This window comes from Sphingosinicella sp., from assembly GCF_041916975.1.
Lineage (GTDB): Bacteria > Pseudomonadota > Alphaproteobacteria > Sphingomonadales > Sphingomonadaceae > Sphingosinicella.
On record NZ_JAYRYK010000001.1, the window covers coordinates 1577309 to 1591026 of the forward strand.

The following is a 13718-nucleotide window of genomic DNA, read 5'->3' on the forward strand; positions in this document are numbered from 1 at the left end:
ACCGGCATGATCGACAGGCAGACGTTTCACCTCCGGCCCGAAGGAGAAAAGGCGTTCGGCTACGCGCAGGCCGTGCGGAGCGGCAACACGCTCCACATCTCCGGCTCGCTCAGCGTCGACGATGCGTTCCGGCCGGAGTTTCCGGGCGACATGGCCGCGCAGATCGGCAGCGCCTATGGAGCGATCCGGCGGACGCTCGATGCCTTCGGCGCAACGATGGCGAACGTGGTGAAGGAAAACATCTACGTGACCGACATGGATGCCTTCATCGCGGCGAACGGCGCTCGCATCGCGCACTACGCTGGGCTCGACCTGCCCGCCACGACCGCTGTCGAGGTGCGCAGGCTGGCGTTCCCCGAATGCATGATCGAAATCGAGATCACGGCAGCACTGCCGACAGCATGACCGGGAAGAGCGATATCGCCTGCACGGGCGAGGCGCTTATCGCCGCCGACGCCGATGCTGTGTGGGCGCTGATCGGCGACCTGCGCAACATGGCGATCATGGAGGGTCTGGTTGAACAGCTGGAGGTCGAAGGTGATGGAGAGGGTGCGGTGCGCAGACTCATCCTGCCCGATGGTGCGATCGTGACCGAAGCGATCGAGCGCTACGACAGTGAAGCGCGCTCCTATGGATACCGCATCCTCGATCCAGGCCCCCTGCCATTCAGGGATTATACGGGCGCGGCGCGCGTGATGCCGGTATCCAAGGGTACGTGCCGGCTTGTCTGGGAAGCGAGCGCCACGCCGCTGGTTGATGCGGACGCCGTGCGCGCTGCGATCCAGGGCAACATCGACCACGTACTTCGCGTCGTCTCGGCGCGCTTCGGATCGGGAGCCTGAATGCTTGTCTGAAGTCTGGACCGTCGACAGCTCACCCCGGTTCGATGCACTCGAAGCGGATACACATGCTGATGTTGTCATTGTGGGCGCCGGATACCTGGGGCTTGTCGCAGCGCTCGCGCTTCGTGCGCGCGGAGCATCCGTCATCGTTATCGATACAAATGCGCCCGGCGCCGGCGCCTCCGGCCGTAACGCCGGGCATTTTGCGCCGATGATGCTCGGCGGCAAGAAAACGCCGGAAAGCACGGTGAAGCTTCTGGGTCCGGTGCGCGGAGAACGCTGGAACCGGCGCGTGGCGGGTGCGGGCCGCGCTCTTACCGATCTCGTCGCCGATAACGCCAACGCCTGCGATCTGAAACCGGGTTACCTCTGCGTGGCGCGCACAGACACGAGCCTGGACCGCGCGGAACGAAACTTCGCCGCATGGGCGCCGTTCGGCGGGATATTCACGCGTCTGGATGCCGCCGAGATCCAACGCCGCACAGGCACGCGCCGCTACGCGGGCGGCATCTTCTTGCCCGAAGGTGGCACCCTGCATCCTCTGAAACTCGCTCTCGGCCTTGCCGTGGCGGTGCAGGCGCGCGGTGGACGTGTCCACGGGCGCACCCATGCGACTGTCATTGAAAGGCAGGGCCGCGTATGGCGTGTAAGAACGTCGCGCGGGCATGTTGATGCGCCCCATGTTCTGGTGGCGGCCGGCGTTTCAGCCGCGCCGCTTTTTCCGGAAACGGCAGCCGGTGTCTATCCGATCGGGTGCAACATCGCGGCCACCGCACCGCTTGCCGCGCCGCTGATCCCCGAAGCACAGGCGTTTGTCGATCTCGATGCTTCGGCGATCTTCTCGCCCGCGCTCGACGCCGAACAACGCCTTGTCGTCAGCGCACTTTCGGAAACGCACAATCCCACCCTGCCCTCCGCCGCCAAGCCCGCCGAAAGGCAGCTCGCACGCGCCTACCCGAATTTCACGCCCCGCTTCCAAAGCCTTTCATCGGGGACGATCGGCATGACCCCGGATGGCCTGCCACGCATCTTCCGCCTCGGCGAAAACCTCCACGCCGTCGCCGGATGCAACGGCTTCGGCCTCACGCTCGGGATCAGCGCCGCGCACGAAGCCGCCGCCCTTATCGGCGGCGCGCCCGAAGACGACCTCGCGCTGCCGGTCCTGACGCCGTCTCCGCTCACCGGCGCACGCATGATCCCATGGGCCATGCGAACGATTGCCGTGCCTATCATGAACAGGATTGGATAACCCACTCCTGAGCGACTCAAAGTCGCTTCTTCGGTTTACTGGCTCATTTCGGGGAATTCGACAGGACGGCTTTCGCTTGCCTTGCGAATGGAAGCAGCGGGAGCGCCGCTATCGCGACCCTCGGAAGGATATACACTGCGTCGGGTCCGTCAGGGCCCGACGCTATTTCTCGACGAACAATCGCAGTTCCACGGTCCCCGTCAGCACGCCGTCGACCGAATAGTGCGTCAGCCGATCCACCTCGACGAAGCTGCCCGCGATATCCGCGAATTCACCGCTTCCGCCAACGATCCGGCCCCGGCCACTGGGCAGAGGGCCGACGGTGGTGGTGACGGTCCAGTCTCCGGACCACGGTTTTCCGGTTGCCATGGTTGGCCCGACGATATCCGTGACGAGCCGGCCGGAGCGTTCGATCTGGTGCAGGTAGATCATGCCGCGACCCGGAATGGCGAGGGTCCAGGCTGTCGGCCAGCTTGTGTCGACGGCGGATGGGTCGGCGGGAAATATCTCCAGTTCCGAGGCGAAACCCACAACCTTGCCCCCGGCATCGGCGAGCTTGCAGATCAGTGCGAGCGTGTTGTCGAGCGACGGCTCGGCAAGGGCCGCGATACCCTCCGGCCCACGCCGCATTTTCACGGCGCCGCCCGTCGTCAGCGCAACGCCGTGATCAGGCAGTTGCACGAAGAACGAAAGAACCCTCTCGCCGGGCAGTGGCGTAGCCGGGTCGGCGCTTGCGGTTTGTGATGCCCCCAGAAGCAGCGCGGCGGCAAGAAGCGAACACCTCAGACGATTGGCCATCATTTTCCCTCCGCATGATCACGTGAAACCAGCAGGTCCATCACGCCCTCGAAAATCGCGTCGGGCTGAAAGCCGCGCAGCTCGGCGACTTCGACAAAGCGCCCATTCCGCCCGGCAAAGACGCCCGTCCCCGCGATGACCTCGCCATAACCCTGCGGCAACGGCCCCAGCGTGTTGAGGTGAAGCCAGCGCCCATGCCAGGGGTCTCCCTTCAAGAGGCTCGGCAGCAGAAAGCGGGTCACGAGCGTCCAGTTGTCTTCGGTCTGGTAGAGGAACAGTACGCCGCGTCCCGGCAGCACCACGGTCCACGTCGTGTGCGTCATCAGCCGGCCGCGCAGGAAGCTGCTGTCCTCGTGCGCCGCCTCGAGTTCTGTCGCGAAGCCGACGATGCGATTGTCGGCGTCCCGAATATGGGTGATGAGCGCGAGTCCCATGCTGACGTTGGGCTCAACGAGCGGCGGCGTTCCCGCCGGCCGATTAGGAAAGATCGCCGGGGTCGGCGACGTCGAAACCGACACCAGATCGCCCGAAAGTCGCAGGCGGTAGGTTTCGTGATCCGGCACGGCAGCCAGAAACGCCGGCAGCACATGTTCGGTCCGGTTCACGTGGCGAAACGGAAAGGCATAGAGCGCGGCCAGCACCAGCACCGCGCCTGCCAGCGCACCCGCCAGTGCCGTAACCCCTTTGAGCAGAACACCCATCAGCGCTCTCCCGTGCCTGTCAGCGCCAGCGCATAGCCGGCACCGCGTGCGGTTTCCTCCAGGCGTCCGCGGAATGCTGCGAACGTGCCCGTTCCCCCGAGCACGTTGCCGCAGGCCGCCGCCGCGTCCGCCGAGCAGTTCGTGGCGAGCGTTCCGCGCCGGGTGATGACGAGCGTCCACAGCCGGTCCGGCCGATCAGGACTGTCCGTCGTCAGTGTGTAGCGGCTGGCGACCCCGATCACCGTGCCACGCGCGTTCCGAAGCTTCGCCGTCAGCACAGAACTGCCCGCCGACGGCCCGCCGACGGGCGCAATACCGACGGGAAACGCCCGTACTCCCTGGCTGCCGTCGCTGGTATGCGCGATGATGTCGACCGGCCGGATCTCGAACCGTTCGACGAAATGCCCATCGGCTGCGCGCGTACGGATGGGCGTCGCGCCCGGCGGGTCGACCGGTGGAATGGCGAGCAGGGCCACCATCGCCAATGCGCCCACCGCAGCCCCGCCCATGCCATAGCGGAGACCTGTCGCTATCCGGCCCATGCGCGCGCCCTAGAAACGCACGCGGGTGGTGAGCGACCACTCGCGCGGCCGGCCATACTGCGCACTTGCAAAGCCGAGACTGTCGAGCGTGCTGACGGCGGTCGACTTGTAGCGCTTGTCGGTGACGTTGGTCATCGCAAGTGTCAGTGCGTAGCGCCCATCCCCGGGCTCGAGCGTCGCCTGCAGGTTGAGCAGGCCATAGCCGTTCTGCGTCACGGCCGGCAGGTTGTTGACCTCGTAGTAGATGCGGCTGCGATAGTTGTAGTCGCCGCGCAGCGTCAGCGTGCCCCAGTCTCCCAGCGGCACGCCATACTCGGCAGAAACCGACGAGGAAAACTTCGGCGTGGAGGCGAAATGCGACGCCGTGGTGATCGCGGCGCCCGCCGCGACATCCGTGAACTCCGCATCGATGAGGCCGGCCGAGGCGGACAGCAGCAGCCGCGGCGCGGGCGCCGCCGTCACTTCCAGTTCGGCGCCCATCACACGCGCCTTCGCCGCGTTCTGCACGACGACGACCTGCACGCCGTCTTCGTCGGCGGTGCTCAGCATGAACTGGATATCGCGGTAGTCATTGTAGAAACCCGCGAGATTGATGCGCAGCCGGTTGTCGAGCCAGTCGGACTTGAGGCCGAGTTCATAGCTCCAGAGCTTCTCCGGCACGTAGGGCTGCACCTCGTTGGCGGTGGAGGAACGGCCGTTGAATCCGCCGCTCTTGAAGCCGCTCGCCGCCGAGGCATAGACCATCACTTCCGGCGTCAGCCGGTAGTCGAGGCCGAAGCGCGGCGATACCGAGTTCCAGTCCTGCGAACGCCGCGTCGGATCGATCAGATAGACATCGGAAAACGGCAGATAGAGCAAGGTGTCATAGCGCTTCTTCTCGTGCGTGTAGCGCAGGCCGAGCGTGGCATTGAGGCCGTCGGCAAGCGCGTAGCTGGCCTGTCCGTAGAGCGATGTGCTGCGCGTGATCTGCTTCGCCTCGATCCGGCGCGAAATATCGAGGCCGATGACCGGCAAAAGTTCCGGATAGATCAGGACGTCGATCGCACCTCGCGCGTTCTCGTGCAGATAATAAGCGCCCACCACCCATTTCAGTCGGTCGTCGAAGGACGTGCCCGACAGTTGCAGTTCCTGCGTGAACTGCCGCTGGCGGTTATCGTCCCGCTCATCGACGATCGTCAGCGGCGATCCATCCGGGTCCGTCTCGAACACGGATTTCAGATGGCGATAGGCGGTGATCGATTTCAGCGTCGTGTTGCCGAAGCTCCATTCGAGCGTGCCGTTGACACCCCAGACATCAAGGTCGTTCCGGTTGCCGCCCGTGGCGTAGCTCTCATAGGGATTTTCGGTGATGTAGCTTGCATCATAGGGCGCGACGAACATGTTGTAGAGCCCGACAAGCGGCGCCTCCGAAATCTCTTCCAGATGCACCTGCGAGAAGGTCTCGCGCACACGCGTCTTGTCGAAGGACAGCATCACCTCGACATCCTCGTCGGCCTTCCACCGCAGCGAGGCCTGAACCGCGGCGCTGTTCTCGCTTCCCTGCTCCTCGCCGGTCAGCAGACGCGTTCCGAAACCCTCGGCATCACGCGTGCTCAGCGCCACCTTCGCGGCGAGCTTGTCGGCGATCAGCGGCACTTCGGCCTTGGCCTTCACGTCAAGGCGGCTGAAGCGGCCGACACGCCCTTCCACCATGCCCGAAGCCTCGGTGAGGCTGGGTTTCGTGGAAACGATGTTGATGGCGCCGCCGATCGTGTTCTTGCCGTAAAGCGTGCCCTGCGGGCCGCGCAGCACCTCGATGCGTTCGATATCCACGAGATCGAAAATGCTGCCCATGGAACGGGCGAGATAGACGCCGTCGACATAGACGCCGATGCCGGGATCGGTGGTCAGCAGATAGTCGGACTGGCCGACACCGCGAATGAAGGCCTGGCCGGAATTCCGGCCGCCGACGCCGCTTGCATGGAATTGCACGTTGGGCGCGTGCTGGCCGACGTCGGCAAGGCTGACGATCTGGCGCCGCGCGATGTCCTCGCCGGAGAGGACAACGATCGAAACCGGCGTGTCCTGCAGCTTTTCCTCACGCTTGCGGGCCGTGACCGTGATTTCCTCGATGCCGAAATGTTCATCGTTCGCCGCATCCGGCGCCGCCTGCACGGGGTCCGCCAACAGTGCCGAAAATCCCGCGGCAAGTGCCAGCAGCGAAACGCCCCGGCAGTGCCGAAGCATGGCAATACGCTGTGTCTGATCCTTCATGGTATCTCTCCCCCGATCTTGGATCTTGTTGTTGGGGATTGAGTAGGACCGCGCCGGACCCCGCCACAAGCAGCCAGACAGGATCAATTTCATGGCAAGAATTGATCAGTTTGAGACGCCCGGGAATCGCTGCTATTCTGCCGCCGTGCGCGCGGCGGCCCTGGGGAGGATGGCGTGGTGACAGCATTGCAAACGGCCGAATACCGGCAGATCCTGAGCATCGGCGCCGACGTTCTCAAGTGTCGCGGCACCGACGAGCTTATCGAGGCGATGATGCCGCGGCTCAGCAGCCTGCTCGCCTGCAAATCGATGTTCATCGCGGTCACCCACTCCCGCCAATGGGCCTGGCAGAACCTGCATAGCGTCGGCCTCGATCAGGAATTTCCGCTTCTGATGGAGCGGATGTACCAGCAGGATCCCGGGCGCACGGCGCTGATGCGCAGCCAGAGCCGCCGCCGCACCGGCATCCTCAATTCCGATATGATCTGGCCGAACGCACGCGAACCGCGAGACGCTTACTACACCGCGCTCTACAAGCCGCGGGATATTCGACACGCGCTCGCACTCTCCATCCCCACAGACGACGATCTGTTCGCCACCATCGTCATGCACCGATCGCATCGCGACGGTCATTTCAGCACGCGCGACGAGCAGGTCGCGCTGGCGCTGCTACCGTTCCTCAAGGGCGGGATCGAACGTATCTGCTACCGCGAGCGGGAGGCGCAGGGCGCCTGGCTTCTCGAACAGTTGCGCAGGGAGTATCGCGAACGTGATCTGCTGATCCTCAATGATCAGCTCGATCCGGTTGCCCGGTGGCCGCAGCAATCGCCGCTGCTGCAACAGCTCCTCGCCGATATCCGGCGCAGTTCCCGCCAGCCACCCCTGTTCGCGCCCGATCTTGCAGCGCTCTGCCGCCAGAGTCTCGCAGGTAGCGGCGATGACCGACAGCAACACAGGCTGGGCAGCGACGGTCATGCGCTGGACGTCATTCTCAGCCGATATCGTCAGGGGCAACGAACGCTTCTGGTCATCAGCGCGCCTTCAAATGCCGCGCAGGACTCCAACCGCGATGCGATCGCCTTTTCGCGCCTCACCCCGCGCGAGACCCTCGTCGCCCGGCAAGCCGCGCGCGGCGCGCGCAATGATGACATCGCCCACGACCTCGGCATCGCATCATCCACCGTCGCCCATCATCTCTCCGCCGTACGGCGGAAGACCGGCCAGCGGACGCGCTGGCAGCTGGGTATCACACCGGCGCTGCTTGATCGCGTTTCCCTGCTGCCGCTAGGACGACGCCAGAAGCAGATCCTTCATGCGCGATTGCTGGGCAAGACCGTGAGGGCGATCGCCGACGATCTGAAGATCAGCGATACGACCGTCCGCAATCACCTGTGCATGACCTATCGCCGTCTTGGCGTTTCTGGCCTGCGCGGTGTGCTGGCGCATCTTTCTGCCGAGGCTTCCAGCCTCTGAACGCCTCTAGGCGCCGCGAAGCTCACGCTTGATGATGTCGATCGTGTCCGGGTTCTCGATGGTCGGCGGCACGGGAACGTCCTCGCCGTTCGCGAGGCGGCGGATTACGGCGCGTAGGATCTTGCCGGACCGCGTCTTGGGCAGCGCGGCGACGATGTGGACATTCTTCAACGCCGCAACCGGTCCCAGGTCTTCGCGTACCAGCGTGATGATCTCGTGCGCGAGATTGCCGTCGTCTTGCCGTCCGGCTTTCAGAACCGCGAACGCGACGGGCACCATACCCTTCACCGCATCGTCGGCACCGATCACGGCGCATTCGGCGACGGCGGGATGCGTGGCGATGATCTGTTCGATCTGCCCGGTGGAAAGTCGATGACCGGCAACGTTGATCAGGTCGTCGGTGCGGCCCATGATGTTGACGAAACCGGCTTCGTCGATGTGCCCGGCGTCGCCCGTTTCGTAGTAGCCCGCGAAGGTCTCGAACGCGCGCCGGAAGCCGGTCTCGTTGTTCCACAGCGTCGAATAGCAGCCGGGCGGCAGCGGTGCGGCGATCACGACGTGGCCCGTGCCGCCGGGCGCCACCGGATCGCCGTGGTCATCAAGCACCGCGAAGGTGAAACCCGGCACGGGGAACCCCGCGCTCCCCGCCTGCCGCCGCGTGTCGCCAAGACCAAGACAGGTCGCGGCTGCGGGCCAGCCGAGTTCGGTCTGCCACCAGTGATCGATCACCGGCATCGCAAGCTGCGTCTCCGCCCAGTGGACGGTATCGGGATCGGCGCGTTCTCCGGCCAGGAACAAAGCGCGCAGGCGGCCGGTGCCGGTTTCGCGGATGAAGCGGCCTTCGGGGTCTTCCTTGCGGATCGCGCGGATCGCCGTCGGCGCGGTGAAGAACACGTCGACGCCATGCGCCTCGATCGTCCGCCAGAACGTGCCTGCATCGGGGGTGCCCACGGGTTTGCCTTCGAACAGCACCGTCGTGCAGCCCGCGATCAGCGGCCCGTAGACGATGTAGCTGTGCCCGACGACCCAGCCCACATCGGACGCCGCCCAGAACACCTCGCCCGGCTTCATCCCGTAGATGTTCGCCATGCTCCATGCGAGCGCGGCGGCGTGGCCGCCGTTCTGGCGCACGACGCCCTTGGGGATGCCGGTCGTGCCCGAGGTGTAGAGGATATAGAGCGGGTCCGCGGCATCGACGGACACGCACGCCGTCGGCTCCGCCTTCGCATATTCGGCCGACCAGTCGAGGTCGCGCTCCGCCTGCATCGACGCAGCGACCTGCGGGCGCTGCAACAGCATCACATGCTCCACGCCGTGCTCGGCAAGTTCGAGCGCATGGTCGACGAGCGGCTTGTAGGGAACGACCTTCTGCCCCTCAATGCCGCACGAGGCGGTGAGCAGCAGCTTTGGCTTCGCGTCGTCGATGCGCTTGGCAAGCTCGGGCGCCGCGAAGCCGCCGAACACCACCGAATGCACCGCGCCGATCCGTGCGCACGCCAGCATGGCGAACAGCGTTTCGGGGATCATCGGCATGTAGATGACGACACGGTCGCCCTTCACCACGCCGCGCGCGGCAAGCATTCCCGCCGTGCGCGCAACCGAATCCTGAATCTCGGCATAGCTTATGCTGCGGCGCGCGCCCGTCACCGGGCTTTCGTAGATGACCGCGACATCGCCGCCACGTCCCGCCGCCACGTGGCGATCGACCGCGTTGTGGCACGTGTTGAGCCGCCCACCCGCGAACCAGCCCTGCCCTTCTGTCCAGCCCTGCGGTGGCGGCGTGTCCCAATCCAGCGCTTCTGCGGCCTTCAGCCAGAAGGCTTCGGGATCGGTGACACTGTGGGCGTAGGCGTCGCTGTAGGTTCGGCTCATGGTCTCAAACGGCTATTGCGGTCATGTCCTCGAGCAGTTTGTGATCGAGAATCGAGGCCACATCACCCTTATCGTCCAGAAAAGCAATTGGACCAAAGTTGGTGAAGAGCAGTTCCGTATACTCCGGGAAGTTGGTGTAATCGTGCACCACGTCGAGCGGTTCGTAGCCGTATGTCCCGGCCGCGGCTTCGCCCATCCGGTAGCACATGCGCCCCTTGATCACGTAATATTCGCCCGCGCCGAGGTGGCGGTGCGGCCCGAAGAAACTGCCCGGCTGGGCACGGAACAGCACGGTCCAGCGGCCGGTTTCCATGCTCGAATAGAGCAGGCAGACCTCGATTCCCTCCTTCATGGGCGCCCACCTCATCTCGGCGGGGGTCGTCAGGCGTTCGTCGATCATGGTGGTAAATTACCCTTTCCCGGTGGTCAGAAGCGCAGCGACAGTTCAACACCGTAAGTGGCGCGCTCGCCGTAGTAGCGCGGCACGAAACCGAAGCCGCTCGTGTCGGTGGCGTCGACGATATAGGCCTTGCCGGTCACGTTCTTGGCCCAGGCGGCAAGCTCCCACCCCTTCGCCGGATCGGCGAGCGTGGCGCGGAGGTTGAGAAGGCCGTAGCCCTCGCCGGAGCTGATGAGATCGCTCTGCGCGTTGTTGTAATATTTCTTGCCCGTGTAATTGTATTCGGCGCGCCAGCGCGTTTCGAACTCACCGACCGGGATCGTCACCTGTGCGAAGGTGGAAAGCGTGAACTTCGGCGCGCCGGGCAGGCGATTGCCGGAGAAGTCGCGCGGTTCACCCGTTTCGGGATCGATCGCGCCCGACAGGTAGTTCTTGTACTTCGCGTCGAGGATGCCGAGGTTGAGGCCGAGATCAAGCCAGTCGGTCGGCAGCGCCGTTGCTTCCAGCTCGATACCCTTGATCTCGGCGTCCGCGGCGTTGTCGAGGCCTAGTGTGGGCACCGTGCTTCCCGCCTGCCGGTTGACCGAGAGAACCTGCAGGTCGGTGTAGTCGTAGTAGAACGCCGAAACGTTGAGCCGCAGGCGGCGGTCGAACAGCGTACTCTTGATGCCGATTTCGTAGGAGGTCAGATATTCGGGATCGACCTGCGTGCGTTCCGCAACGCTGGTGATGATGCCGATGTTGAAGCCGCCCGCCTTGAAGCCCTTGTCGATACTCGCGTAGGCCAGCACATCGTCGGTGACGTTATAGTCGGCGGCCACGCGCCACGAGAAGGACTTGAACGTATCCTTCATCCGCGCAAACGGCACCAGTGGCACGGGCGCGCCATCCGGAATGTCGGCATCGAAGAAGCCGGGCACGAGATCGGCGCGGTGGGTCGCGCGCACCTTGTCGATCGTGTAGCGCCCGCCGAGCGTTACGCGGAACGCGGGCGCCACCGCATAGGTTGCCTGGCCGAAGATCGCGTAGGCCTTGTTCTTGCGCGTCGCGCGCGTGATCAGCGGCAGCGCGCCGTCGGCGAAGCTGAGTTCGCCGAGCAGGTCGGCGTTGCTGTCCGCATCCAGATTTTCCTGGAAATAGAAGAGCCCGCCGATCGCGTTGAGGGGACCGCTGTCGTAGGCGAGCTGGAATTCCTGGGTGACCTGCTCGGCATCGGTCAGGAAGGTGATCTCGTCGATGCGGAAGGGGCCGCCGTCGACGTCGACGCGGTTGTCGACGTCGCTTTTGTCGTAGCCGGTGATCGATTTGAAAGTGAGATTACCGATACTCTGCGTGATGTTGAGGTTGATGAACAGGTTGTCGCTGTAATTGCGCGATGGACCGTTGAAATTCAACAGGTTAGCGTTATCCGGATAGGGATCGGTGTAGCCGAAGAGATCGGCGCCGTTGATCGTGCCGACGGGCTTGTTTTCGAGATAATCGCTGCGGTCGCGGCCGCCGCCGATGGAGAGGCGCACGTCTGTGTCGGCGCTGGGGTGCCAGCGCAGGATGGCGCGCGCGGCGGCTTCGTCGACGTTGATCGTGTCCTCGCCCGTGTAGAGGTTCGTCTTCTCGCCGTCGCGGCGGCGGACGATGCCTGCGACGCGCAGCGAGAGACCTTCGCCGAGCGGAAGGCTTGCCGCGGCTTCAGCCTCGAACAGATCGAAGCGGCCGTAGCCGAAGCGGGCATTGCCTTCGAATTCGTCGCCCGGCAGCTTCGAGAAAAACTGGATCGCGCCGCCTGTTGTGTTCTTGCCGAACAGCGTCCCCTGCGGGCCGCGCACCACCTCGATGCGTTCCAGATCGAACAGCGAGAAAATCTGGCTGCCCGTGGAGGCGACCACCACATCGTCGCGGTAGATGCTGATCGGACCGATGGAGGAGGCGTTGAAATCGTTGTTGCCGACGCCGCGGATGAAGATGTTGGGCACGCCGCCGAACGTCTTGATTTCAAGGTTCGGAACCTGGTCGCCGATCGAAAGGCTGTTGGTGAAACCGGCCTCGCGGATCGCCGTGTCGCTGAACGCCGTCACTGAAACCGGCACGTCCTGAAGGTTCTGCGCGCGCTTCTGGGCGGTGACGACGATCTCTTCTATGCCAGTCGTAGTGCCAGTCGCAGTCTCCTGCCCCAGCGCCGGTGCGCTCACCGCGAGCGCGGACACGGCAGCGGCGGCATGGAGCGACGAACGAAAACGGCTTTTCATAAAACTCCCCCTCAAGGTTATGCGGGCGCCCTGCATGGGAGCGCCATGTTCATACCGTCTTTTAGGCGGCGGACGGCGCTTCGATCATGCACCTGAGCGCCGCAAAATTTGGCTGGCTGCGAACCGCGCCGCGCGCCTGAAAGCCGCGGTTTCCGGAAAAGCAAGCAAGCGACTTGCACAGGGACGACGCAACTCTTGGGTGAGCGCGAACCCACGTGCCATGCCGATTGCATCCGGCCCCGGACAGGCATAGCCTGCCGGGTTGGGGAGGGTTGGACATATGCTTCTGAGCGAAGAGCGGTGGAGTTCTGCGTCGCTGCCGCCGCCACGGCAGCTGCCCGGCTTTCAGGAGGTGCTGGACCGCACGCATTTCCACTGGAGCCTGGCGGGCGCGGACAAGGAGCGCTACGGCGCCAAGGTCCGCCGCCGCGCGATCAATGACTTCGTGTTCACACAGGTCGTCTGCGACCCCATCGCGGGCTTTCGTACCGTCGACGACGTGAAACGCGGCGAGGACGATTATTTCTGCCTTCTCTATTTCGAAGAAGGCGAATGCCTGCTGCAGCAGGGCCGCAACGAATCGGTGGTGCGCCGCGACATCATTTCGGTGTGGGACAGCACGCGCCCCGCGATGTTCGAAAACACGCGCGAGCTGCACCAGCTTTCGATCCTGATCCCGCACCGCATGGCGACGACGATCGTGCCGGGCATCGAGGACATGTGCGGGCTTTCCGTGGACGGCAGCGCCGGGCTCGGCTCCATCCTGCTCTCGCACCTGCGCCAGATCCATAAAACGGTCGAGACCGTGGACCCGCAGGACCGCACCGCCGTGCTGCGCGCCACGGTCGAGCTGCTCGCCGCCGCTTTCCGCCCGGAGCCGGACCGCATCGCGGGCAGCGCCTTCCGCCGCGCGCTGCTCGGCCGCGTTCAGGAACATATCCTCGCGCATCTTGGCGATCCGGCACTTTCGGCCGCGACGATCGCGGCGGCATTCCGCTTCAGCCCGCGCTATCTCCACCGCCTGTTCGAGGAATTCGGCGTGACGGTCGGCACATGGATTCGCGAGCGGCGGCTGATGGCGGCGCGCAGCGACCTCGCGAGCCGCACCTTGGCGGGCTACAGCATCACGCAGATCGCGATGCGGCACGGCTTCGCCGACGCCTCGCACTTCAGCCATGCGTTCCGCGACGCCTTCGGCCTCTCCCCGCGCGACTACCGGCAAACCGCGGCGCGCGCGGCGGATGACGAACGGAGTTCCCTCCTGTCCAAGTAAGCCGCCGTTCTGGCGCAAGCCACGACAGCCCCGCTCCCGTAGGTCTTTTTCACAAAAGACGTGCGGAGGGGA

Annotated in this window: 12 protein-coding genes; 5 read left to right on the top strand and 7 right to left on the bottom strand. The window is 64.7% G+C overall.

Going from position 1 to position 13718, the window contains the following annotated elements; translation table 11 throughout:
- The first annotated feature begins 6 nt into the window (after positions 1 to 6).
- Genes ACE3TJ_RS07335 through ACE3TJ_RS07345 form a run of 3 tightly spaced genes read left to right on the top strand, consistent with a single transcriptional unit; the run spans position 7 to position 2091 of the window.
- Positions 7 to 405, top strand: coding sequence for a RidA family protein (locus tag ACE3TJ_RS07335; RefSeq protein ID WP_374595346.1), 399 nt, complete (start codon positions 7 to 9; stop codon positions 403 to 405).
- The gene (locus ACE3TJ_RS07340) at positions 402 to 842 is read left to right on the top strand and encodes an SRPBCC family protein (protein WP_374595348.1); all 441 of its coding nucleotides are present in this window, start codon (positions 402 to 404) and stop codon (positions 840 to 842) included. Before ACE3TJ_RS07335 ends, ACE3TJ_RS07340 begins: the two co-directional genes overlap by 4 nt.
- Before the next feature lie 4 nt (positions 843 to 846).
- Positions 847 to 2091, top strand: coding sequence for an NAD(P)/FAD-dependent oxidoreductase (locus ACE3TJ_RS07345; protein ID WP_374595350.1), 1245 nt, complete (start codon positions 847 to 849; stop codon positions 2089 to 2091).
- Positions 2092 to 2253: 162 nt separating this feature from the next.
- Here ACE3TJ_RS07345 and ACE3TJ_RS07350 read toward each other — a convergent pair whose 3' ends face one another.
- Genes ACE3TJ_RS07350 through ACE3TJ_RS07365 form a run of 4 tightly spaced genes read right to left on the bottom strand, consistent with a single transcriptional unit; the run spans position 2254 to position 6385 of the window.
- The gene (locus tag ACE3TJ_RS07350) at positions 2254 to 2892 is read right to left on the bottom strand and encodes a hypothetical protein (RefSeq protein WP_374595352.1); all 639 of its coding nucleotides are present in this window, start codon (positions 2890 to 2892) and stop codon (positions 2254 to 2256) included.
- The gene (locus ACE3TJ_RS07355; RefSeq protein WP_374595354.1) at positions 2889 to 3590 is read right to left on the bottom strand and encodes a hypothetical protein; all 702 of its coding nucleotides are present in this window, start codon (positions 3588 to 3590) and stop codon (positions 2889 to 2891) included. The genes ACE3TJ_RS07350 and ACE3TJ_RS07355 overlap by 4 nt, the downstream gene beginning before the upstream one ends.
- Positions 3590 to 4132: a hypothetical protein gene (locus tag ACE3TJ_RS07360; RefSeq protein WP_374595356.1), complete on the bottom strand. Its 543-nt coding sequence runs from the start codon at positions 4130 to 4132 to the stop codon at positions 3590 to 3592. Before ACE3TJ_RS07360 ends, ACE3TJ_RS07355 begins: the two co-directional genes overlap by 1 nt.
- A gap of 9 nt (positions 4133 to 4141) precedes the next feature.
- Positions 4142 to 6385 (bottom strand): TonB-dependent receptor, encoded by a 2244-nt coding sequence (locus ACE3TJ_RS07365; RefSeq protein WP_374595358.1) that lies wholly within the window; start codon positions 6383 to 6385, stop codon positions 4142 to 4144.
- 174 nt (positions 6386 to 6559) lie between these two features.
- On the opposite strand from ACE3TJ_RS07365, the gene ACE3TJ_RS07370 reads away from it, so the two are divergent.
- On the top strand, positions 6560 to 7858 hold the full coding sequence (locus tag ACE3TJ_RS07370) for a LuxR C-terminal-related transcriptional regulator (protein ID WP_374595360.1): 1299 nt from the start codon (positions 6560 to 6562) through the stop codon (positions 7856 to 7858).
- Between the two features lie 6 nt (positions 7859 to 7864).
- Here ACE3TJ_RS07370 and ACE3TJ_RS07375 read toward each other — a convergent pair whose 3' ends face one another.
- From ACE3TJ_RS07375 to ACE3TJ_RS07385, 3 genes are read right to left on the bottom strand one after another with little or no spacing between them, the layout of a single operon-like run.
- On the bottom strand, positions 7865 to 9730 hold the full coding sequence (locus tag ACE3TJ_RS07375) for an AMP-binding protein (protein ID WP_374595362.1): 1866 nt from the start codon (positions 9728 to 9730) through the stop codon (positions 7865 to 7867).
- A 4-nt stretch (positions 9731 to 9734) separates the two neighbouring features.
- Positions 9735 to 10130 carry a 2,4'-dihydroxyacetophenone dioxygenase family protein gene (locus ACE3TJ_RS07380; protein ID WP_374595364.1) on the bottom strand — a complete coding sequence of 132 codons (396 nt, stop codon included), beginning with the start codon at positions 10128 to 10130 and terminating at the stop codon, positions 9735 to 9737.
- Between the two features lie 26 nt (positions 10131 to 10156).
- Positions 10157 to 12373 (bottom strand): TonB-dependent receptor, encoded by a 2217-nt coding sequence (locus ACE3TJ_RS07385; protein WP_374595366.1) that lies wholly within the window; start codon positions 12371 to 12373, stop codon positions 10157 to 10159.
- A gap of 280 nt (positions 12374 to 12653) precedes the next feature.
- On the opposite strand from ACE3TJ_RS07385, the gene ACE3TJ_RS07390 reads away from it, so the two are divergent.
- Positions 12654 to 13646 (top strand): helix-turn-helix domain-containing protein, encoded by a 993-nt coding sequence (locus ACE3TJ_RS07390; RefSeq protein ID WP_374595368.1) that lies wholly within the window; start codon positions 12654 to 12656, stop codon positions 13644 to 13646.
- Positions 13647 to 13718 lie beyond the last annotated feature (72 nt).

Excerpts from the sequence above, each read along its gene's own strand:
- ACE3TJ_RS07360 (WP_374595356.1), bottom strand. The coding sequence starts at position 4,132 with ATGGGCCGGATAGCGACAGGTCTCCGCTATGGCATGGGCGGGGCTGCG.
- ACE3TJ_RS07335 (WP_374595346.1), top strand. The coding sequence starts at position 7 with ATGATCGACAGGCAGACGTTTCACCTCCGGCCCGAAGGAGAAAAGGCG.
- ACE3TJ_RS07380 (WP_374595364.1), bottom strand. The coding sequence starts at position 10,130 with ATGATCGACGAACGCCTGACGACCCCCGCCGAGATGAGGTGGGCGCCC.
- ACE3TJ_RS07390 (WP_374595368.1), top strand. The coding sequence starts at position 12,654 with ATGCTTCTGAGCGAAGAGCGGTGGAGTTCTGCGTCGCTGCCGCCGCCA.
- ACE3TJ_RS07350 (WP_374595352.1), bottom strand. The coding sequence starts at position 2,892 with ATGATGGCCAATCGTCTGAGGTGTTCGCTTCTTGCCGCCGCGCTGCTT.
- ACE3TJ_RS07375 (WP_374595362.1), bottom strand. The coding sequence starts at position 9,730 with ATGAGCCGAACCTACAGCGACGCCTACGCCCACAGTGTCACCGATCCC.
- ACE3TJ_RS07385 (WP_374595366.1), bottom strand. The coding sequence starts at position 12,373 with ATGAAAAGCCGTTTTCGTTCGTCGCTCCATGCCGCCGCTGCCGTGTCC.
- ACE3TJ_RS07340 (WP_374595348.1), top strand. The coding sequence starts at position 402 with ATGACCGGGAAGAGCGATATCGCCTGCACGGGCGAGGCGCTTATCGCC.
- ACE3TJ_RS07365 (WP_374595358.1), bottom strand. The coding sequence starts at position 6,385 with ATGAAGGATCAGACACAGCGTATTGCCATGCTTCGGCACTGCCGGGGC.
- ACE3TJ_RS07355 (WP_374595354.1), bottom strand. The coding sequence starts at position 3,590 with ATGGGTGTTCTGCTCAAAGGGGTTACGGCACTGGCGGGTGCGCTGGCA.